Consider the following 21,838-nt stretch of genomic DNA (forward strand, 5'->3'; position numbering starts at 1 on the left):
TGTCGCTATGCGGAAGTCAGCACAATGCCAAGGAGCCCGCTACTTCTTCTGGGTCCACCGCAATCCGTTCGGGTCATCAGAACGTGATACAAGCACTTCCAGCGATCCCTGTTCAATCAGCTCCGGAAGGCGCCGGGATACTTGCTGTAGTTGATCGGTAGACGGTGGCTCCGAACCGCAACGCACCCCGACCCAGGCATCTCGCCAACTCTGCTTGGCTGCATACAGGCACTGGTCGGCCACATTGACCACCTGCTCCCAGTCGACCCGGTGGGGGCACTGAGCGAACAGCGGGTACTGGGCGAAGCCCAGGGAGATCGTCAGCCGCAGGCTCTGACCTCCCCCTATATCGAATGGATGAGCAGCAATCGCCTGGCGAAGCCGTTCGGCCATGCTCTGCGCAAAACCGGCATCAGCAAACCGGCCCACAACCAGAAACTCCTCACCACCCCAGCGAACGATGGTGTCGGCATCACGCACCTGCTGCCCCAGCACCTGTGCCATCTGTTGCAGAACCCGGTCACCGGCTGCATGTCCGTGTTGGTCATTGACCTCCTTGAAGTGATCGATATCCATCATCATGAACAGCAGGTCCGCATTGTCAGGACGTTGATTGCGGTAATGCCTGTCGACCATGGCGATATCGGTGGGAATCTGCTCGGAGACAAAGCGCCGATTGCGCAGCCCGGTCAGCGGGTCGGTCAGACTCTGCTCGGCCAGGGCCCGATTGGCCTCCGACAGTTTCCGGGTACGTTCATTCACCAATTGCCGGAGGATGCGATTGCGACGGCGCAGCACCGTCGAACGCCATTGGAAAACGCCGGCCACCAGCAATGCCGCGGCGATGACATAAGCGAGATAGGCCCACAAACTGCGATACCAGGGCGGCAGAATGCGAAACTCCATCGCGGCCTCTTCGCCAGGCACACCGTAGACATTGCGTGACTGCACCCGAAATCGGTATCGGCCTTCACGGATATGGGTATAGTCGCGGAAGGTCTCGCTGCTCCATGCCGACCAGTCACGATCGAGCCCTTCCAGCTTCACCCGGTACTCGGTGGCATCAAAACGCTCATAGCTGGGGGCGGCGTACTCGAAGCGCAGGGTATTGTCGGCATACGCCAGCTGCAACGAAGGCAGCGAGCCATAGCCGCCGTAAAGCACCTGACCGGTCTCCCGCTCATACACGCCCCGTACCAGCGTCGGGAATGACGGGGGTTCCACTCGCCGATCGGCATCCAGGCGGTACAGCGCGTTGTCGGCGCCCAGCCAGACCACGCCTTCGTCGTCCGCTTCAATGGCTTGCACCGTCATGCCGAATACCGGTGCTGCCAGCTCATGCTCCAGTTGATACTCGCCGTCGGCTGTCGGTGATGCAACCGCGGTCTGCTGTATCTCCTGCTCGGGTTCCACGGTATACATCCAGACCCGCCCCTGCCGGTCCTGGGTGAAAGGGAACATCCGGCGAGGCCCCTCCGGAAACAGGTTCGCAAAGCGCTGATCGCCGACCAGCCCGCCACGCTCGGCGTCATAGCGCAGTATGCCGCGCCGCGACCCGAAGCGCAGAGCCCCGTCAATCTCACCGACCTGGATCAGACCGTACTCCTCCGCCTCGACGATGCCCAGGCGCTGGGGTGATGACATCTGCTGCCAGACATTCTGCCCCGGCTCGGGATCGGTATCCTGTGCGATTTTCAGTACCCCCCTGTACTGAGTGCCGGCCCACAATACCCCGTCTTCCGTCTCATGAAAGGTTCGAACCTCGTCGTTGACCTCGGGGGAGCGGCCCTCGTCAACCCAACCGCCAGCTCCATCACTGCGGATGGCGGCCAGCCCGGTGTGTTTGCCGATCCATATTCGGTCCGGGTTGCTGCGCGAACGCAGCATTGCATAAGACGTCTGGGCCGATGGTCGTATCATCCGGGCCTCACCCTCTCGCCACCGGAAAACGCCTTCCATGGCACTGACCAGCAAGCCATCATCGGTGGGCAGCAGACCCCAGGTCTGTCCCCGAATCGCCTCGACGGGCTCGAAGCGAGCCGCCCCGTCCGCACCGACCGCCATTCGGTGCAGGCCGTCGGTGGTGGCGACGAAAATCGTACCCTGGTAGCGGTCAACCGCCAGCACCTCGCCTGCCAGACCCAGACTGCGGTCAAAATGGCTGATCGGGCTGCCTGGCTTCAGCCAGGCAATGCCGTTATTGAGCGCCATCCACAGGCCACCCTGACGGTCCGCGTGCAAGCGAAACACTGCGCTATCTGGAAGGCCATCCTCGCGGGTCATCCGGCGCAGGAGGCGTCCATTCTCGTCGAGCAGACTCAGGCCGCCGCGCAACGTGGCCACGGCCAGATCACCGTTGTCCAGGCGAACGGCGTGATACAGCAGGTCATCGGGCAGAAACTCGTCAATCCCCGTTTCCCATTGCTCGAGACCATCTCCGTCATGCACATACCAGCCGACCTCCCGGGTGCCGATGAGTATGGACCCCTCGGGGTACCCTTCTCGTTCTCCCCAGGGCAACATGACATACACCCGCTTGTCGGCGAAATGATCGCCATCGGGTACGGGCTGCAGTTCATCATCGATCAGCTCGAAGAGCCCGCGATCCACCTCGCGGACAAAGATCCGTTCAGCCACCTCGAACGCAAGATGAAAACGGGTCTCCGGCTCCCAGACCTGCACGCCATCATCGGAAATACGGTACAGCCCGGCAAACGTGGAAAAGTAGACGGCATCGTAGGTGGGAAAGATGGCCCAGACATCGGCAAACTCCCGATTCTCCTCCGGCAACTGATCGCGCAGAGAGACAAAATGTCGACGCCCCTGCTCATCGGGCTCCAGATACCCGAAGTCTCCAACCGTGCCAACATAAATGCGGCCATCCGCATCGGCTGCCAGCGATCGAATGGTTTCAGTCCCCACGCGGGTGCTCCGCCAGCGCACACCGTCGAAACTCAATACCACGCCGTCCACGTTGCCGACGTGCACCATGCCCCGATCATCCTCGGCCAGCGCCCAGTTCTGGCGGGCCGCGCCATAGTCGTCATCGTCGAAGACCTGCAGGGGCGGCAGACCGGTCTCGGGACCGGCCAGCGCCATCGAGGCCATCAGAACCAAAGAGAACTGGGCCAGCAAGACACTGGCCGGGCGAAGACAAAATGTGACCCTGGGCGCGATGTCGAAGAAGTCGAAAGACCCACCCCCCTTGACGGAGGTCACGTCTTGAAACTGACTTTGACGAACAAATGCATATAACGCATTAATCTAAGAAGGCGCTAATAGCATTCTAATATATTTGTGCCGGCCGGCGAGAATCCGGCCACTTTCGGCCGGATCTCGGCACGTTCCCGTCCAAGCCGTACGGGGCCAGACAGACTGTCTATTCAGTACTCACATGGAGCCTTACGCCATCCACCTCGGACAGTCCATACAGGGATGTGTATAGGTACTCGTTGCCTTCAGGAGATGACACGACGATGGTCTTCGCGGTGCCCGTGCTCGTGTCGGATTGGTCGTACTCTTCCGTGGTGGCCCATCCGGCCTGACGCACGTACAGACCTACATCGCCGCTGCCTTCGGACAACTCGATCCGGATCGAATTCACCCCTTCCGGCACGAAGGTGTAAAAGTATGCAATTTCGCCATCATTGAGGCTGAGATCCTCCAGGTAGCAGTCCGGACCCACCTCGCTGTCGGACTCGTGGTCGCACGCCTCCGGATCCGGCTCTGGGGGATCTGGATCAGGAGATTCATCTCCAGCCTCAAATCTCGAGTGGAAGATCTCGTCGGTTCCCGGCTCCGGCTCGGAGGTATCACAGAGATCCGACGATCCGGCATCATTCAAGCAGTCGATCCACTCATGGAACTGCTGGTCGAGAGATGAACCGATCCCGTCCAGGTACTGATGATACTGCGAATACTGACCCACCCGCCAATAGTCCAGCATCTCATCGACCTTCTCTCGGTGAAGTTCGAACATGAACCGCGTGGCCAGGTACCCCCATGCATAGACACGGTCGGCATTGTGCTGGTAGGTGTTCTGGAACAGCTCACTCAGCTCATAGGTCTTGTTCGAGCTGATATCAAGCGCCCATGGGTTATCGTTTCGCATGGAAATATACTCTGCCAACCCTTCAATCCACCAGATGGTCGGGGCTGAAATGCTTTCCACGAACCCACCGTAGAGATTGAATCTTCCATCGAGGTAGTGCACATACTCATGCAGGAAGTTCCAGATCACGAAATCGGGCAACAACCACTCAGCCTGGTAGGCAATAAAGCGGGCCTGGTTGTTGGGGTCGGAGGGATCGCCCTCCAGGTATATTCCACCGTTATTGGTATCGTTGCCGAAAATCACACCGGAATAGGTCTGGTAGCTATTGCTTGAGTCAAAAACCACCATTTCCAGGGTTTCGTTATAGTCGTCGGGAACAGGGGTGTCCGGCGTCGTGTCAAACTCATCGTGGAACTCCTGCTCCAGTGCAAGCGCCTGACTGCAACTATCCTCCAACTGGGGCTCGGTCATTTCCTGCGCGCGGATGTAGAGTGTTGCGCTGCATTCGTGTTCAATCGAAAGCACCTGGTTCTCCAGATCCTCTCGAAAGTTGCAGATTCCGTATTCCTGGCAGTAATCCGGATCGAACCACAACGCGATATCCGCCGTTCCAACCCATATGGAAGCACCCGGGCCCATCATGGACCATTCCTGCAGCACGTTCACGACCATCGGCCTGATCGTTGGGCGGAGATCGGCATACTGGAGGAAGCGGGCAAGCTCTCCCCCGGCGTTGGCAAGCAAGTACTCGCTGTCCGTGCCTTCCAGGTAAGAATTGTCGGACAGGAACCTGTCCAGCGCGCTCAGGATCTCCGAATCGTTCAGCACATGACTCAGCACCCCATCAAGCTGATGACTGCGGAACAGCACGACAAACACGCCATTTGCTGCACCACGCCAGTGCCAGATACCATTGCGCTGACTATCGAAAGCGTCAAGCACGGTAACCAACGTATCGAAATGACTCAGAGCCTGCTCGGCGCTGTCGATCAAGGTTATGAATTCGGAAAGCGTTTCCGCATGAGGTTCGCTGGCATCAAGAAAATGGGGTGAACCAACGAACTGATCCATGGCGGAACCAATCGCGCTGTTCAGCGAAGCCCCATACTCCGGAATGGAATCCGAATACCATGCCACAAAGTATCCTGCACGCAGATAGAGAATGATCTGCAGCAGCCCGTCACTGTTATCTCCCTGGTACTGGCTGGCATGGTGCTGCAGACCATTGGCCATGTCGACCATGCGACTTTCAGCGAAGGCATCATTCGCCAGGGCGTCGTCAATCGAGAACAGACTGTTGATGCATGTCGTTGAGCGAGAACGCACGTAATCCACAAGCGCCCACCCATTCAGAGATGCAAATTGTGCATGATCACACTCACCACGTTCCAGCGCTGCAATGGCGCGATGCGGGTGAGCATGATGGTCCGGATGCTTTTCGTAGGCTTGATCCGGATGTGGAAGTGGTTCTGAAAAGGGCGGACGCTCGTCAGGCGTGAACGTCCGGCGATCCGGCCGCTCTGCAGCCGGATTGTTTAACGACCCTACGGAATCATATGAAGCAGGTGGCGGCGCAGAGAGCGCCATGGTGAATGGAATGACTGAAAGAGCAAGTAGAAAAGCAAAGCGAATCGCTCCGCCGCCATTGCGCGGATACCGCATGAAAACCTCCCGTTTCCCTGGTTATTAATAAGCTCGCCTTGCCTCTGCAGGCGTAGCGAGAACGTCATCCCCTTGTTGTTTGTCTGACATTCTCAGCACTGGTGGAAGGCAAATATAGGCGGCACTCGTCTCGGTTCATGCGGATATCAGCACAGTCGTTTTCATTGCTCCCACGGGAGTGAGCCGCGCTCGCGCTGCTGCGGGGCGATCTGGTGCAAGGTCAGGGCATCGAACAGGCGACCATTGACCATGGTGTATTCGATCTCTTCGGCATGACGCAGATCTTCCAGGGGATCGCCGTCAACGACCACCAGGTCGGCGAGCTTGCCGACCTCCAGGGAACCGAGATCGGCATCCATGCCGAGGTACCGGGCGCTGCGCAGGGTAGCTGAACGCAGCACCTCGTGATTACCCATGCCGCCCTGGGCGAGCAAGCGCATTTCCCAGTGAGCGTCGATACCGGCCATCTGCCCGTGCCCGCCCATCTGTACCGCGACCCCGCGCCTTGCCAGTTCGGCCACGCTGCGCGACACCTCGAAGTGGTGATAGTCCTCTTCCGGCGACCACACCGGACGGCGGGCCATTGGAATCACCACTTCGCGGGGCATGAAGGTGAGCAATCGCTCGTTTTCATGGACGCGGTCGCGGGCATAGAAGTAGCGCTCGCCCCATTGGCCACCAAAGACCGAGACCAGGGCCGGGGTGTAGCGGGTGTCGGACTCGGCCCAGAGCCGAAGCACGTCTTCATACAATGGTGCGATGGGCACGTTGTGTTCGATGCCCGTGTGCCCGTCCAGAATATGAGTCATATTGAAGACAAACGTTGACCCGCCTTCGGAGACGTTCAGCATACCGAGCTCGCGGGCCGCCGCGACAAACATCTGGCGCACGTCCCGGCGGGGCTGGTTGTAGCTCTTGACCGAGAACGCGCCGACATCGCGCAGGCGGCGAAGATGCATGAGGGCATCCTCGTAGCTTTCCACCTCGGCACGGAAAGGCGCCTCGGCACCATAGAGGTTGGTTCCGGTACTGAACAGGCGCGGGCCGATCATCTCACCGGCTCGAATCAACTCGGCATTGGCAAAGAACTGCTCGGTATCCGTGGACGGGTCGTGAATCGTGGTGACACCAAAGGCCAGACTCGCCAGGTACTCGTAGTGGGTCTGCGGCATGATCCCGTTGCTACCGGTGGGCCCATGCCAGTGCACATCGATCAGCCCCGGGATGATGGTGCGGCCGGAGACATCGATCCGCCGGGCGTCGGCAGGAATGCTCACCTCATCGGAAGGGCCGACAGCGGCAATCCGGTTGTCAGTGACCACGACCGTGCCCTCGTCGATCACCTCATCGTCGCGCATGGTCACCAGGCGGGCCCCCTCAAGGGCGATGGTGCCGCCGGGGCGGTCGCTTGCCGTCCGGAACCCAATCGGAGTCTTTCGGGCCGATGCAATCTCGGCCTGGCCAGCATCCTCGTCCCCCAGGAAGTCAAAGACCCCGGCCAGTGGCTGCTCATACAGGTTGGGACCCAGCGCCCAGTAGACACGGTCGCCCTGCGGGGCCCAGTGCAGATAAAAGCCGGAATCGTCCGTTACCGGCTGGATCGGATAGGCGCGCTCTCCCGGTGAGAAAGTCACGACTCGGCCGGCGGACGGCATCGGTGCCATATACATCCGAAAGCGCTCCATCACGGCCACGAATCGGCCATCCGGCGAGGGGATGAAGTCGCTGGCCTGATCGGAGCGCATATGAACAAAGGGCTCGCGGCCGTCACGATTGACGCTGAACAGAGTGCGGTCACCCTCCTCGAAACCGTTGAGATAGACCCGCTCCCCGCTTTCGGTAAAGCGCGGCCGCGCACCCGACTCGGTCACCAATCGCGGCTGGCCGCCAGTAGCGGATATTTCGTAAATGCCGGTGTCGCGTGAATAGAGATTGCCCCGCAGCCGGTCACCGGCCACGCGCCGGTAGAGAATGTGCTGCCCGTCCGGGGAAAAGACCGGCTCGACATAATGACCCGGTTCGCCGAGCACCATGCGGCCGCCACGGCCATTGGCGCGGATGGTGCGGACCGTGCCCAACTCATCGTCACTCCAGGTGGTGTAGACAATGTGACGCCCGTCCGGCGACCAGCTTGGGTGCAGCTCCCAGTGATCGTTCTGGCGAGTCAGTGGTCGCGGCTCGCCGTCCGGGAAATCCTTGATATACAGCCGTCCAAGTGCCGAGTAAACCACCTGCCGACCGTCCGGCGACACGCTGGCCCAACGGAGCATTCGAACATCGAAGCGCTCCGGGTGCGGGTCGACCGAGGTACGCACCGCCTCGGTGATCTGGTGCTGAACGTGGGCGCGGAAGGGAATCTTCTCGGCCTCCCCGCTGGCTACATCGATACGGTGAAGCTGCCCACCGGCCCAGATCACGATGGACTCGCCATCCGGCGTCCAGGCGTAACCGGGATAAAGACCGAACAGCGCCCAGCCCTCCTGCTGGTCGTGATCGAGGCCGTCCCATAGCGCGCGTTCGCGCCCACTTTCCATCTCGTGCAGCATGAGCACGGAGCGCTCATCGATGCGGCGCACAAAGGCCAGCGTCTTGCCGTCGGGAGAGACCCGGGGAGTGACCTGCCCACCTGGTGCGCTGAGAAAGCGCTCCCGCTCGCCGGACTCGAGATCGACGCGGACAATGGCGTAGATCAGCCCGTGGGGGTCGCGGCTGTACTCGAAGCCGCCGCCGGGCGAGACATCCTCGGTGTAGAAAAGGTAGCGCCCGTCCGGGGATATCTCGGGATCGGTGGAATTCTGCTCCCAGTTGGGCCGGTCGGTCAGCCGAAGGCCGCTCCCGCCGCCATCCACATGCCACATCCACATCTCGCCGGCACCCAGGGACCGACGGTGCCGGAAATGCTTGCGGGCCACGATGTAGTCCCCGTCCGGCTTCCAGACCGGATTCTTCACCTGGCGCTCATTCTCGCGGCTGACCTGTTGGAGATTCTCCCCGGACCGATCCATCACCCAGATATTCTCGATCCCGTCCCGGTCGCTGACGAAGGCGATCCGGGACCCGTCGGGGCTGAAGCGGGGCTGGGTCTGGTAGGCGTGTCCGCTGGTGAGCCGCCTGGCCTCGCCGCCTTTGATAGGCATCAGGTAAACATGGCCAAGCATGTCGAACACCAACTCGCGCCCGTCCGGCGAGACATCGACATTCATCCATGTCCCCTCCTCGGTCCAGAAATCGACCTCGCTGCCCACGTCGCGGGCAACGGTCACGTCCCAGGCCTGTCCATCACCGTCGGGCAGCCCCTGGGCATGCAGCGGCGAGAGCGAGAGTGACAGAAGCAGGAACAGCGGTAGGGAAAAGCATGCCGGTGTCAGTGAATGTCTGCATGAGTGAAACATAAGCGTCCAGTATCCTGATTGCCGGGTGTATTCATTATGCACCAGCCCCTCTGGCCAGCTCGGCCCGCATCGCCCCCTCAGCAATCATCCCACCGCAGGATGCGCCAAACTAGTTGGAATCCGACATCCCGGATGCGGAATTGAGCACAATTTGACGCCGGCAACCGGGCCGGATAACTTGCACCACATGCAGCACACACCGAGGCCAACAGCGATGATGAGCTCGTCAGTCCCTTCGGCTGACATTCAGGTTCTGTTCGATGCGCTTCCGGACACGGTCTTCTTCATCAAGGACCAGCATGGCCGCTACACCCACTGCAACCTCACCCTGGTCAAACGCCTCGGACGCAGAACCCACGACGAGGTCATCGGCAAGACCTCCGAAGAACTGTTTCCATCGCCGCTGGGAGCGTCCTACAGCTCACAGGACATGCGGGTGGTCAAGGGAAATCTGATATCGGACAAGCTCGAAATCCACCTCTACCCCAATCGCCGACCGGGCTGGTGCCTCACCCTGAAGCGCCCGCTGTACGACAAGGAACAGGTACAGGGCCTGATCGGCATATCCCATGACCTTGGCAAGACCAACAGTCGCCACTCGGCCTACGAGCGACTGAAGAAGGTCGTCTCCCATATGCGAGATCATATTGACGAACACACCCGAATTGATGCTCTGGCCGAGCTTGCCGACATCTCCGTCGCACAACTCGAACGACAGTTCCGCCATGTCTTCCAGGTCAGCCCCCAGCAGTACCTCAAGAAGCTGCGAATCGAGCTGGCCATGAAGCTGCTCGAGGGCGATGAAAACATCGCCTGCATCGGCCAGCAATGCGGCTTCAGCGACCAGAGCGCCTTCTCCAGACAGTTCAAGCTCACCGTCGGCATCACCCCCATGCAGTTCCGCAAGATGACCCAGTCCGAGCCCAGCAAGCAACCCTGACCCGGCGCCCGCAACGCCATTGAATTCCGGCCATGGGTACGGCAAAATTGATCCGGGCGCGGGCAGATAATCTGCTTCAATGAGCTCGTGAATGGATTCTGACCGATGAACCCGGAGTCACGATGTTGAGCAAGCGAGTACTATCTGTTTACCTCCCGATCCTGCTGCTGATCATATCCATAATCCGGTTTATTCTGGAAGCAGACTACTCGCATTTCATTCTTATTTTGGGAATGGTTAGCGTGAGTTGCGGCATCATCCTCGCCAGAAGCGCAATGCACTCAATACAGGAAGGGAACGATTTGGATGGATTACATCAGGAAAGCATCTGCAGGCCAGCATCCATTCAGTTGGCACGAACGAACGCGCATCAATCAGCATCAACGGCCAACCCATCGTACTGACAATATATAAAGGTGGAAAAGAGGCGGTAATGACGTTCGCACACGTCCAGGATGTTGCCGATTTTCTGGAATCCAGTTCAACAATGCGCCTTCGTGACTTCCAGCCGACACCTCCAGAAAAGGACGGCCTCACAAGCCCCGCTGACCATCAGAACCGGACCGCACCTTGACTCAACTGCTACTGAAAAGCGCGCTCGCCGCCGGCCTCTTCATTGCCTTCCTGGTTGTAGCGATTCGAATCAAGGTTTGGCGGTTTCGTCAGTCGGCCCGCAATAAGCGACCGACTACATCGCCCGAACAGGATCGAGAAGACATTCTTGAGCCACCCCGGATAGGCCACTACCCTCGTTGGACGGTACTGACCGCGGCTGCTGGAGCTTTCGTTGCTCTGACCTCGCTTCTTGCGGCGATTGGCACACCGAAAACAGAACCCCCGTCCGCGCAGGAAACCCTGCTCTGGGTTGTCTTCTCGCTGAGCCTGCTCTCGTTTCTGCCGCTGGCATTTATCAGGCTGAAGGAGATCGTCTACTCCCTGGCAGGCATCCCGCCGGATTTCGGCAGCAACAAGGACCAGAACCCCGGAAGTTTCGGAAAATCCGGTGGAACCAGTCCAGGAACAAAGGATCAGAGCCGAGGCTGACAGGGACCCGGCCAGGACTCCCTTCACTTCACGGCCCGACCTGCTCGGTCGGACAAGCCACCAACAAGAACCAACAATGGAGAGATCAAGTGTCAGAGGCGCTATTCTTCCCCACCATTGAGACCGGACGACTGCTGATGAACCCCCTGACAGACGAAGACTCGGCGGAACTGTTGGGCATTTTCTCGGATGCGGACGTAATGAGGTACTGGAACACACCGCCATGGAAGGATATGCAAGACGCTCTGGATTTCATCAATGAAAGCCACGATTCCATGAAGGCCAGAAAATCAATCGTGTTGGGAATCTACAGCAAGTCGACCAACGACCTGACCGGCAAATGCATGCTCTTCTCATATGACGAGCAGTCCAAACGCGCGGAAATAGGTTTCGGCCTGGGCCGGGACTACTGGGGAAAAGGCTACATCGGCGAGGCAGGAGAAGCCTTGATCCAGTACGGATTCAAGTCACTGGGCCTGCGCCGCATAGAAGCGGACATCGACCCGGACAACCACGCCTCGGCAAAAGCACTGGAAAGGCTGGGATTCCAGCAGGAAGGCCTGCTGCGACAACGATGGGAAGTCAACGGCATCGTCTCCGATTCCGCACTGTACGGAAGACTGGCCAGCGACCCCTGCCCGCAGCAACAATAGTGAACCGGGCCGGGTTATCCATTTCATTGCCCGGCCTATAGCCTACCGATCATTTTGCAGCATCCGGTGACATGGAAGGCGACAGGCAAACCGACCACATGTGACCATCCGGGTCGACAATCCGCACCGGCAGATGATCTGAGTTCGGCGCACGCACACCCTGAAAAACAGTACGCCAAGCCCCAGGCCGAAGCATTACGCGATTGAGCGGCAGTGTTGACAGGGGGACACATAGGTCAGACGAACGTACCGGCCTGGGAATGCCGGGCAATTCGCGTAAACGTAGCTGGCGCTGGCGACCCAGTGACAATGTTGCACCACAGCCTGATTCACAAACCAAGCCAGCCCCGAAGAAATGGGTGTAGAACTCAATGCTGCGTGCAATATTGTCGACAAGCAGATCGAAGTAGTGCATAACGAAATCCTTTCGTTCAGAAGTGAACCTGCACTATACTGTTTCTCAGAACAGCCGTTAACCCACCTTGAGATGATTCACTGTTTCCTGCACGATACAATCCATGACTGGTTCTCCTGATTTTGTTCGCGATATGGCGGTGTTCGCCAGAGTCGTGGAATCCAACAGTTTTACCGCCGCCGCAGAGACGGTCGGGCTTTCCAAGGCGGCTGTCAGCAAGACTGTCCGACGGCTGGAAGAGCATTTCAACTTGCGCCTGCTCAACCGCACGACACGCAGCATGACAGTGACGCTCGAGGGCCGGGCGCTCTACGACTATTGCCGCGATGTCGTGTGGCAGGCCGAAGCGGCTGAAGGGCATTTGCGCGCCTTTCTGGAAAAGCCCGGCGGATCCCTTCGAGTGACTGCACCAACCACCTTCGGATCGGTCCGTATCGCCCCGTTGATTTCTGAACTGCTGCAGTGCCATCCGGAGCTACATGTCGATTTAGTGCTAACGAACCGTCAGCTCGATCTGGTCGCCGACAACATCGACATAGCCGTGCGCTGCGGTGCATTGACCGACTCTTCGTACATTGCCCGGCGAGCATCAAGCCTTCCACACGTACTGACCGCTACCCCCGGCTACCTGGAACGTCACGGCGAACCGGCCTGTCCGGAAGACCTTTGCCGTCACCGCTGCCTAGTGCTGACCGACATTGGTGGTGCCACCTACTGGCGCTTCGAGCGCGACGACAAGGCCTTCACCGTGAAGGTTCATGGCCCCCTGGCCAGCAACCACAGCGCGGCCATACGCCACGCATTGCTCAATGGTGTCGGCATAGCCAACTTGCCCCGGTACCAGGTATGCGATGAGCTGGAACAGGGGAAACTGCAATCCGTGCTGGAGTCATTCATGCCCGAGCCGTCCAGTGTTCACCTGGTCTATCAGCATCGCAGCCACATGAGCGCGGCGATGAAGAGTACACTGGATTTTCTGCATGAGCGCCTGTGACGACATCCAATCTAAGCCGGATCCGCACGTTCCGAAAGGAACCTTCCCGGCGTGTGGGCGAAAAATTGAACAACAGCCACTCTAACGACAGTCATGCATCAGCACCAGGCAAACATCAGCTGTACACGCGGTGAGCAATCTTTTTGAGATAACCGGTTCAGTCGTACGCATACGTGGGCTTTCGACGGCGGCACCCGGACAACAAACGCTCAAAGGGCTGACAATCAGTGGTTTCCTCCTGCGTTGCTGGAGAAACGGTCCTTCAAACATGAAGCCGCCACAGACTCCAAAAAGCAGTCCTTCTCGTAGCTCTTGAGTATCTTCTCGTTGGCACCCGCCGCCAACAGGCGCGACCTGAAGTCGGCGTAGTTGACCGGGTCTCTTGGTGACTCCAGAACCAGCTTCGATAGGGCACGCATAAGCACGTCTTCTCCTATGCGCTCGGCCAACACGACCAGTAGTAGCGGACCGATGCGAAATGGAAAGTCCCCGCTAAGCTGCGGAGCCCGCTCAACCTGATCCATTGGAACCATCTCGCTGGACGCTACCTCCTGATAATGCAGGCCAAGTTGGGCCTCGTACCGGGCGTCACCGTCAAGCTCACGGATGACCTGAAGCGCCAGAAACTCAGCCGTGGATTCCAACAGGAAGTTCACCAAAGGTCCACGGGGCATATATCGACCACCGAAGAAGTAGTGTGCCATTTCATGGCTTATCAGCATCTGTTTGTCAGGCGTGAGTTGCAGCTCCCCATCTTGCTCTTCCATTAGTGCCGCGAAAGGCCGTCTACCGGAAAGAGCGATAGTGGGCCAGGTCAGAAATGCCCAGTCCACCTCACCGAGCTGGTGCTCCCTTGACACCGATGCAAACGAAAGCAGAGCCGGCCTTTCGTCGTATTCAATACCCAGAAAGCGCTCCAGTGTCCGCGCGATTCTGACAACCTCCTGATTGATGGCCACCGACACCTTGGGACTGACTTCGGCACCCAGAAAATGTGCATCGTCGGTGGAAAGCACCGGAAAGCTGCCAGCATACAGCAGCAAGGCTCGTGGATCGGTAGATTGAAAACGAGCACGGTGTTGGCCGACCACTGGCGCAGACCCACCGATGTAGATGGCGTTGCAGGTAGAGCAGGAAACGTGGATATCGAAAGTGACACGCTGAAGTGGAGCGCCACTTACAGGGTCAATCGGCACAGGATAGAAACGCGCCTGCTCGGTTGCCCTCACTGTGCTACCGTCGAAAGCAATCTGTCCTTTCCAGTCTATGGTGCTGCGCTCGCCGGCATCCACGTCATAGATAGGATAGGCGCCTACATACTCCACGCACAGACTTTGCTCGGGGAACAACCCGCTCACACTGTAGCGAGTCGCATCACCCTCGCTGACTGCGTTGAAAAACCCCTGGTAGGCGAGCGGGTCACCGTCGGGGCTGCTTCGAATGGCGCGCAGATTAAGGCCACGATTGAGCAGGAACTCGTACTCATCGGCTTCAGCCAGGCCTGAAACACATAAATTGCCTTCAAGCATGCCTTTGTCCATCGTCAGCACCAGGCTGCCTTCTACATGCGGATCGGCGTTTGCGGCCAGCGCGCTGCCGCCTGCCAGAGTGAGCGCAATGAACGTTAGGGCTGGTTTGATATTGATCATTGCCAGCCTACCTCAAGATCTCATCTGGCTCGACAAGGCGCATGGCACCCGATTCGCGCACAAACTGACGCAGAAGATGGGCATGTCCACTGCCGTAGATAACTAGTATCCGATCACCAGGGTCGTCAGCAAGCCGGACCAGATTGGCGAAAATACGCATATTTCGCGCATACCAGTGACCTAGCCAGTTGGCGCCCGGCTGTTGCTCCTCATCTCCGAGCATCGCATAGTTGAAGTATCTGCGATGTCCCTGCGCCAGAGATTCTTCACGATTGACATTCAATAGCCAGCGACCCACGCTGCGGTCACCCAGTTGGGTACTAAGGTGGAACCGGTCTGGATCTCGCATCGCAGCAACCCAGTCCTGGTGCTCATTGTTCTCGCCCCATTTCAGCCAGTTATAGTCATCCAGTTCGCCGGGTGGATAGTCATTCCAGTCCACGGCATGGACGCGCTTATGGCCCAAATGAGCTGCCAGCCGCATACCGATCTGCTCTTCTTCACCACGGCCAAGCTCATGCTCGCCACTGAGATAATCACCATAAAGCTCATCCAAGCGGTGCTGGTCGGTTTCTAGCCATTCGACCGCGATATGCGTGGGGCGAAATTCTGCAAGCTTCTTAGTCAGAGCAACAAGCTCCTGCTGACGCCGGGGGATGAGGATGTCCTCGACCTCAACATTCACCACATCGCGCCCCGGATTGGCAAAGTGTGGCACTCCCAGCACCAGAATCTTCGGCTGCTGTTCGAGCTTACGCTCACTCAGAAGTTCCACCGAAGTATCGGGAAACACTGGCAGGCTCAATCCTGCCAGCAGAGTAATCATGATGAATTTGGACATACTGGATTAGGAGCTCACTGTGAGTCAGGAATGCACTAATCATAGAATTCTCACAATTGAAACACATGTGCTTATAGTAACGAGTCGCTGCATCAAACCGGCCAAGCATGACTATCTTCCCGACGATCAATCGAGGGCACTGGCCTCATCGGCAGCCGGAAAAGAATCCTTACCCTTGAACCACAATGGCTGAGCGCTGGTGTGCACCATCTCGTAGGCCAGACAATGAACTTCCGGACCCTTGATATTCATGCTCATGGCCTGCCGCCGGGAACCACAGACCGCAAAAATATCGAACGCTTTATGACCGACTGCCATTGCCTAGACTACCCAGGTAGTGGCAATCTCCAGGGCCGCGGTTCGCAGGGCCCGTTGTGGGGCGGGACCTCCAGATAAGGTTCTTCATCCACTGTGATCAGCTGGTGGCGGGGATGCATCAGCCCGGCGGGGAGGTCAAGAGATGCTTCGGGCATTGAACTCCGTGCGTGATGCAGCCAGAGCGCGACGGCCAGAGCATGTCGTCTTGCTCGTTGTTCGAGCTGGGCAACGTGGAAAGTACCGAAATCGTATGCCATGAACCCGAATACCTGACACCCGGTAACATTGGACAGACAGCGAAGCTGCCAAAGCGATGGTTTTTCGCGTTGCTGTGGCGATGGCTTATCAACCTCGATGGCAGCAAGCATGTCCGCCTCGCACCATTGTGCGTAATACGGGCCAGCCAGATCCAGCACAGCTTCGGCGCGAGAACCAGTGATCCTTTCGGGCAACCACGACCGAACACCTTTTGCATGTTCCCGGTAGGTGTTCTCAAGCTCATTCAGTGTGGACGTCAGTAATTGGTACTGCCCCCGCGCAAAACTGCACAAATTCGGAGTACCTGGCTCGACTGGCGCGCCCAGGCCGTGACAACTTTCCGGCAGCAGATAGCCGGGCGGCAACTCAACCAACATCTCGGCCATGAGACGCCCGTACAGACCAGTGGCCACATCTCCCAGCACGAGCCCTGTAGAAAGCAAATCGGCACGATCAGATAGCCTGAGCAAGGCACTGGCATACTCGCAAACCTCGCCCAGAGAGCTGTCAACATCTCCATCAACGAACCGCACTGCAAGGGCGGTGGCCGGCAACTTGGCAAGCCGCACTTCCGACAGCGACACAAGATCGTCGTGAGTGAAACTACTCGTCACGTGATCGGCACCACTCAGGCGTTCCAACTGTTCAATCACGCCCCCGTAGCGATCAACCAGGTCCCGATACCGGTCCGGCTCGGAACGAACCCGCGCCAGGCACTCGCCATGCGAGGCTGAACAGAAAAGCTCGGCATGACCCTCGGCGACAATATCTTCCCCATCACCATCCGTCCCAGCACGGATCTCCCTGAACAGGTCCGCGCCGTTAGTGCCCGTAGCCGGCTCCTCGAAAGCCAGCAACTCCCGGGCAGCCATCTCCTCGTCGCTCGGACCAACAGTGAAAGAGACACCCCAGGCCAGAACAACCACCACCGAGAATGCCAACAGCGCCCAGCCCAACTTCCGAGTCACCGAGCCCAATCGCCCCATCGTGCAGCCCTCCTCCGATTACGCAACCGTTAGCCCGGCCCGGCTGTTGTATCCACCCGGAGCCGCAGGCCAGCATAGCAGCCACCCCTGACCAAATGACATCATCTTCGAGACACCTCGAACTCACCCCCACCGGTTTGTTGGTGTTTATCCGTCATAACCCCCGACAACAACGCACATCGAATTCGTGTCGATTCTGGATACCTCGACCGTCGGGGATGCAACCCCGACCTACTCCGCCGTTCGCCTCTCTGCAGACGGACCAACGTTGAACCCGCCCGCATCGGTTCGCTGGCTTTGATCAACATGTCGATATCTCATGATTTTTCGACACAATCGCTTGACCTGTCGATTCCATCGACATTAAGCTGGCCACCAGCGCAAATATGTCGATGAAACGCGGGAATTCGAACATGACCTGGCCGGCCGACCGGCCGTACAACGATCTACCGCTGCTGCCGCCTGAGCCGGACCAGGTGGAAACCCGGGCTGTGCTCAAGGCCTGCATACCGGCGCGGGCCGCACTGGCGGAACTCCGGCAGGCCGGCGAGCTACTGCCGGATCCAAATCTGCTGACCAACCTAGTTCCGATCCTGGAGGCCCGCGACAGCTCCGAGATCGAAAATATCGTCACCACCACCGACGACCTGTTCCGGCATGCCCACCGGGAGGACAGCGCCGATCCGGCCACGCGGGAGGCACTGCGCTACCGAACCGCGCTGTTCGAGGGCTTCCAGCAGCTCAATACCCGCCCCTTGTGCACGGCCACGGCCGTCGAGGTCTGCAGCACGATCAAGAACCGGCCCATGCAGATCCGCAAGGTACCGGGCACCATCATCGGCAACCAGCGCACCGGCGTGCCCATCTACACGCCACCCGAGACCGAAAGCCGGCTGCGCAATCTGCTCGGCAACTGGGAGCAATTCCTGCACGCCGGTGATGAGCTCGACCCGCTGATCAAGATGGCGATTGCCCACTACCAGTTCGAGGCCATTCATCCATTTACCGACGGCAACGGCCGCACGGGCCGAATCCTGAACGTCCTGTACCTGATCGAGCAGGATCTGCTGACATTGCCCATCCTTTACCTGAGTCGTTATATTGTCGGAAGCAAGGGCGACTACTACCGCATGCTGTTGCAGGTCACCCGCGATGGCGACTGGGAGTCATGGATTCTGTTCATGCTCAACGGCGTCGAGCAGGTCTCGAAGTGGACCTGTGCCAAGGTCGCCGCAATCCGGCAACTGATGGAGGAGACATCCCGCCATGTCAGGCAGCAACTGCCCAAAATCCACAGCCACGAACTGATGCAGGTCATTTTCGAACAACCCTATTGCCGCATCGCTTCCCTGGTCGAACGCGATATCGCCAAGCGACAAACCGCCTCGGTCTATTTGAAGGAACTCGTCGATATCGGCGTGCTGGAAGAACGACAAGAGGGCCGAGAGAAGCTGTTCGTCCACCCGAAGCTGATGCGGCTGATGACTTACGCAGACAACGAGATCATTCCCTACCCCACGCCCTAACCGACTCCCAGAACGAAGTGCGCAAGCACCTGGGCATCCGCCGCCTGCGCACCAACCAGCCGCTGACCGAAACCGGCCTCAAGGGTCTGGAACAGACCCTGGCCGAGATTGGCGAACGGGTGTGGCGGTCGAATGGCGATGCGTCTGAGATTCAAGCACACGCATCCTGACCGGTTCCCTGCATACCTGGTTTGAGCTGGTGATGCTCATTGGTCGGGATCCTCCTCGAAGCGATCAATGAACAAGCCCAGGTTGACGGTCTGGATGATGGGCTGGGAGGTGGAATCCTCGAATGCTTCCAAGTCGGTGAACCCGGCCTCGACGCCACGATCGCCAACGGTCTCGAAGGCGATCTCACAAGAGTAGGTCGCCGTATTGCCTGAAACCGCCGGGTCGCTGTCCTGGCAGGTCTCGGCGCTGGTTGCCGTGACGGTCACCAGGCCGTCATCGGGCGCGGCATCCGGGTTGCTGACTTCGACGACAAAGGTCACGACCTCATCGACCTCGGAGGGGTTGAGCAGGCTGTCGATTGTGGTTTCAGTGCCCGGGTCCGGTTCTGGGTCGGCCGCCACGCCACGCAGCACAATCTCGCCGGGCGCGAGCTCTTCGTACTGGTTGGTGAAGCTCAGCGAAAACGATTCGCCGTCGGACCAGGTACCGTCGATCACGCCCGAAAATGGATCGCTGTCGGCGAATTCCGGATACAGATCGACCAGGCTGACGCTTTGACCTTCACCCACGACTACCGGCTGCGGCCCATCAACGCTGCCGTCGATGTCGACGGTGAAGTCATCGGCAAGCCCTTGAATACGGATGATTGATTCCTCGAATGCGCCCAGGCTGTAGGAATCGAGCGCGGAGTCCGCCAGCACTTGGCCGTTGCGCATCACGATCAGCGATTCTTCGAGACCAAGCAAACCGAAATTGCCACTGCCCTGAATGTCAATTTCTCCACCGTTGATTTCGAACACCGAGCTGCGACCGAAGGCGCCGTGTGCCCCGCTCTGCGGGTCGGTCGATTCGCGATCGCCCGTGGTCGTGATTGAGGTACTGCCGGAGACGGCCACCGAGCCCTCGGCAAAGAAGTAGATGCCTGGTGCATCCACCGCCGTCGCCTCGATGCTGCCGCCAGTCATTTCGACCCGAGAGCGATTGCCTCTGATGCCGGGGCGATTTTCAACGCCCGTCAACACCTGGCCGCCATGAACGAACAGCTCAGCACCCCGGCCCAGGTTGATCGGCCGGTTGGCATCGGACCCGGCCGGTGCCTCGATCTTACCGTCCAGAAGAATCATGCGAGAGCCATCATCGACGTCAACGACACGCCCGGAGAGTGCCGATATCGAAGTGTTAGCGCCACTGATCGTCAGCAGCGAGCCTTCGCCCACGCGAACGGCACGATTGTGGCCGTTGACGATGGCCTGATGCAGGCTGACCTGGGAGGACTCCCCGGTATCGATCTGCCCGGTCAGGGTCGCGTTATTGACACTGAGTACAAGCCCGTCGCCATGGTTCACCGAAGCACCCTCGGCCGATGTCACGACACTGCCGGATTCGATCACGACCGTACCGCTGTCGATCATCTCGATGGCATTGCCGGGGGTGTCGATCGACGCCCCGTCGGACAGACGAACCACACCGCCCCCGCCAATATCGATACCGAGTTGATCGATCCCCTGCCCGGTGATGCCGCCACCGCGCATGTGAATCCGGGCATTGGAATCAGCGCTGATTCCGGCCCGCCCTTCCAGGCCTACATCATCGTCCAGGATGAGCGGCCCTCGCAGGTCCAGCTCCAGGTTGTGGTCGGCACTGATGCGACTGTTGAGTGCAGATTGCTCGTCGAGCAACAACTCCACATTGGAAGAAAATCGGAGCCGATCGGAGACGGTGCTGTTGAAGATTTCAACGATGGCATCACTGTCAAGCCATACGCGTCCGGGGGTGGTGTTGACCAGCTTCACGCGACTGCCTTCGTTGCCGCGCACATTGCCGCTGAAGCCCGAATCGATGATCTCGAGCGTCAGCCGTTCATCGGCCGACACATCGTCACTGAGCGTTGAATCCTGAACCAGCACATTGGCCCGTGCAGCCAGGTTGAGCGTTGTCGTATCTCCGGATAGCAGCTCGGCACCGTTGACGATGGTGATATCGCTATGCGACCGCGTGGCAATGGCATTGCCATTGACCGTCTCGATGCGGCCACCATCAACGGTAATACGGGTACCGACCTCGGCATCGATCCCGCGAGCATCGTCGGGCGGCTCGATGACACCGGTGCTTTCGACGATCAGCTCAGTTCCGCTGGGCAGAAGGGTGGTTCCGAACTCCACCCCGTCGATGATCACGACATCGTCGGCCAGGGCAAGCATTGAAAAAGGCGTGGCGAACAAGCAGACAGCCAGTGCCGGGACACAGGCGTACACGGTGCGAAGCATGGAATTCTCCCTTTTTGGATCTGGCCTGCACCCGGGCCATTCAGCCGTCCCCTGCCGGACAGTCTAACAGGCGCCCTGCCAGCGTGCCGAGATCCGCCGGGACACCAACGACGGACTAACCCGGCTATTGCATAAATCTCCGGCGCAGGACCGCTCTACTGCCCGGTATGGCAGCGCAGGCGGGAACGGAAGGGCGGTTTGCGCCGAAGGCGAAAAAAGCCCTGCAGTGGAACCGTTGCGCGTGTTTCCGGTGCGCGTGCTTGATTTTTCAATCCTCACATAGTGTGAACTATGCTCCGGTTGAAAGATCTCCACGCCACGCCCCGAAAACACTGCTCTCCGGACTCCTGTATCCGGACATTTATGCAATAGACGGGTTACTATTAACCCGGCACGAATGTAGATCACATTCAGGGCTTCAATCAGGGCCCGAATCAAGGCGTCGCTCGCCGCCAAGGGTGATCCCCTTGGCAAGAGCGAGAACGCAGAGTCGGGCCCTGATTGAAGTCCCTAACTATCTGATTCTAAAAAGTCAGGCCGCAGTGTGCGCTTCGGCAGACTGCGTTATCGAAACTTGCTGTAGGAGTGCTACAGCGGCGTTTCGCTGCCTTGCTGCCGAAGCGCACACTGCGGCTGAATGCGATCTACATTCGTGCCGGGTTAATAAT

15 protein-coding genes are annotated in these 21,838 nt (G+C 58.9%); 6 read left to right on the forward strand and 9 right to left on the reverse strand.

The features are described 5' to 3' along the window. Positions 1-39: 39 nt before the first annotated feature. The 3 genes from IC757_RS13180 to IC757_RS13190 form a co-directional block, all read right to left on the reverse strand. Positions 40-3,219, reverse strand: coding sequence for a diguanylate cyclase (locus IC757_RS13180; protein WP_190974760.1), 3,180 nt, complete (start codon positions 3,217-3,219; stop codon positions 40-42). Positions 3,220-3,379: 160 nt separating this feature from the next. After that, positions 3,380-5,716 carry a M9 family metallopeptidase gene (locus IC757_RS13185; protein ID WP_190974761.1) on the reverse strand — a complete coding sequence of 779 codons (2,337 nt, stop codon included), beginning with the start codon at positions 5,714-5,716 and terminating at the stop codon, positions 3,380-3,382. Positions 5,717-5,877: 161 nt separating this feature from the next. After that, positions 5,878-9,108 (reverse strand): amidohydrolase family protein, encoded by a 3,231-nt coding sequence (locus tag IC757_RS13190; RefSeq protein ID WP_190974762.1) that lies wholly within the window; start codon positions 9,106-9,108, stop codon positions 5,878-5,880. 214 nt (positions 9,109-9,322) lie between these two features. Here IC757_RS13190 and IC757_RS13195 point away from each other — a divergent pair, with 214 nt between their 5' ends. From IC757_RS13195 to IC757_RS13205, 3 genes are all read left to right on the forward strand, one after another. Further along, the gene (locus IC757_RS13195; RefSeq protein WP_223846137.1) at positions 9,323-10,048 is read left to right on the forward strand and encodes an AraC family transcriptional regulator; all 726 of its coding nucleotides are present in this window, start codon (positions 9,323-9,325) and stop codon (positions 10,046-10,048) included. 570 nt (positions 10,049-10,618) lie between these two features. Further along, the gene (locus tag IC757_RS13200; protein ID WP_190974763.1) at positions 10,619-11,092 is read left to right on the forward strand and encodes a hypothetical protein; all 474 of its coding nucleotides are present in this window, start codon (positions 10,619-10,621) and stop codon (positions 11,090-11,092) included. Between the two features lie 89 nt (positions 11,093-11,181). Continuing rightward, positions 11,182-11,745: a GNAT family N-acetyltransferase gene (locus tag IC757_RS13205; protein ID WP_223846138.1), complete on the forward strand. Its 564-nt coding sequence runs from the start codon at positions 11,182-11,184 to the stop codon at positions 11,743-11,745. 49 nt (positions 11,746-11,794) lie between these two features. Here the strand turns inward: IC757_RS13205 and IC757_RS13210 are convergent, their stop codons facing one another. Further along, on the reverse strand, positions 11,795-12,160 hold the full coding sequence (locus tag IC757_RS13210) for a VOC family protein (RefSeq protein ID WP_190974764.1): 366 nt from the start codon (positions 12,158-12,160) through the stop codon (positions 11,795-11,797). A 103-nt stretch (positions 12,161-12,263) separates the two neighbouring features. Between IC757_RS13210 and IC757_RS13215 the strand changes: the two genes are divergently transcribed. Further along, a complete protein-coding gene (locus IC757_RS13215; protein WP_190974765.1) occupies positions 12,264-13,154 on the forward strand; it encodes a LysR family transcriptional regulator in 891 nt (296 codons plus the stop codon). A 224-nt stretch (positions 13,155-13,378) separates the two neighbouring features. Here the strand turns inward: IC757_RS13215 and IC757_RS13220 are convergent, their stop codons facing one another. The 4 genes from IC757_RS13220 to IC757_RS13230 form a co-directional block, all read right to left on the reverse strand. Beyond that, a complete protein-coding gene (locus tag IC757_RS13220) occupies positions 13,379-14,803 on the reverse strand; it encodes a hypothetical protein (protein WP_190974766.1) in 1,425 nt (474 codons plus the stop codon). A gap of 7 nt (positions 14,804-14,810) precedes the next feature. Continuing rightward, positions 14,811-15,644 (reverse strand): DUF5694 domain-containing protein, encoded by an 834-nt coding sequence (locus tag IC757_RS13225; protein ID WP_190974767.1) that lies wholly within the window; start codon positions 15,642-15,644, stop codon positions 14,811-14,813. Between the two features lie 126 nt (positions 15,645-15,770). Beyond that, positions 15,771-15,896, reverse strand: coding sequence for a hypothetical protein (locus IC757_RS16880; protein WP_263405567.1), 126 nt, complete (start codon positions 15,894-15,896; stop codon positions 15,771-15,773). A gap of 74 nt (positions 15,897-15,970) precedes the next feature. After that, positions 15,971-17,176, reverse strand: coding sequence for a hypothetical protein (locus IC757_RS13230; RefSeq protein WP_190974768.1), 1,206 nt, complete (start codon positions 17,174-17,176; stop codon positions 15,971-15,973). Positions 17,177-17,619: 443 nt separating this feature from the next. On the opposite strand from IC757_RS13230, the gene fic reads away from it, so the two are divergent. Then, a complete protein-coding gene (fic, locus tag IC757_RS13235; RefSeq protein WP_190974769.1) occupies positions 17,620-18,732 on the forward strand; it encodes a protein adenylyltransferase Fic in 1,113 nt (370 codons plus the stop codon). A gap of 17 nt (positions 18,733-18,749) precedes the next feature. Next, complete coding sequence (locus IC757_RS13240; RefSeq protein WP_190974770.1) at positions 18,750-18,902, forward strand: hypothetical protein; 153 nt, start codon at positions 18,750-18,752, stop codon at positions 18,900-18,902. Positions 18,903-18,938: 36 nt separating this feature from the next. Here IC757_RS13240 and IC757_RS13245 read toward each other — a convergent pair whose 3' ends face one another. Next, the gene (locus IC757_RS13245; protein ID WP_190974771.1) at positions 18,939-21,170 is read right to left on the reverse strand and encodes an Ig-like domain-containing protein; all 2,232 of its coding nucleotides are present in this window, start codon (positions 21,168-21,170) and stop codon (positions 18,939-18,941) included. Positions 21,171-21,838 lie beyond the last annotated feature (668 nt).

This window comes from Wenzhouxiangella sp. AB-CW3 (assembly GCF_014725735.1).
GTDB lineage: Bacteria > Pseudomonadota > Gammaproteobacteria > Xanthomonadales > Wenzhouxiangellaceae > Wenzhouxiangella.

Excerpts from the sequence above, each read along its gene's own strand:
- IC757_RS13185 (WP_190974761.1), bottom strand. The coding sequence starts at position 5,716 with ATGCGGTATCCGCGCAATGGCGGCGGAGCGATTCGCTTTGCTTTTCTA.
- IC757_RS13190 (WP_190974762.1), bottom strand. The coding sequence starts at position 9,108 with ATGTTTCACTCATGCAGACATTCACTGACACCGGCATGCTTTTCCCTA.
- IC757_RS13195 (WP_223846137.1), top strand. The coding sequence starts at position 9,323 with ATGATGAGCTCGTCAGTCCCTTCGGCTGACATTCAGGTTCTGTTCGAT.
- IC757_RS13210 (WP_190974764.1), bottom strand. The coding sequence starts at position 12,160 with ATGCACTACTTCGATCTGCTTGTCGACAATATTGCACGCAGCATTGAG.
- IC757_RS13215 (WP_190974765.1), top strand. The coding sequence starts at position 12,264 with ATGACTGGTTCTCCTGATTTTGTTCGCGATATGGCGGTGTTCGCCAGA.
- IC757_RS13220 (WP_190974766.1), bottom strand. The coding sequence starts at position 14,803 with ATGATCAATATCAAACCAGCCCTAACGTTCATTGCGCTCACTCTGGCA.
- IC757_RS13225 (WP_190974767.1), bottom strand. The coding sequence starts at position 15,644 with ATGTCCAAATTCATCATGATTACTCTGCTGGCAGGATTGAGCCTGCCA.
- IC757_RS16880 (WP_263405567.1), bottom strand. The coding sequence starts at position 15,896 with ATGAATATCAAGGGTCCGGAAGTTCATTGTCTGGCCTACGAGATGGTG.
- fic (WP_190974769.1), top strand. The coding sequence starts at position 17,620 with ATGACCTGGCCGGCCGACCGGCCGTACAACGATCTACCGCTGCTGCCG.
- IC757_RS13245 (WP_190974771.1), bottom strand. The coding sequence starts at position 21,170 with ATGCTTCGCACCGTGTACGCCTGTGTCCCGGCACTGGCTGTCTGCTTG.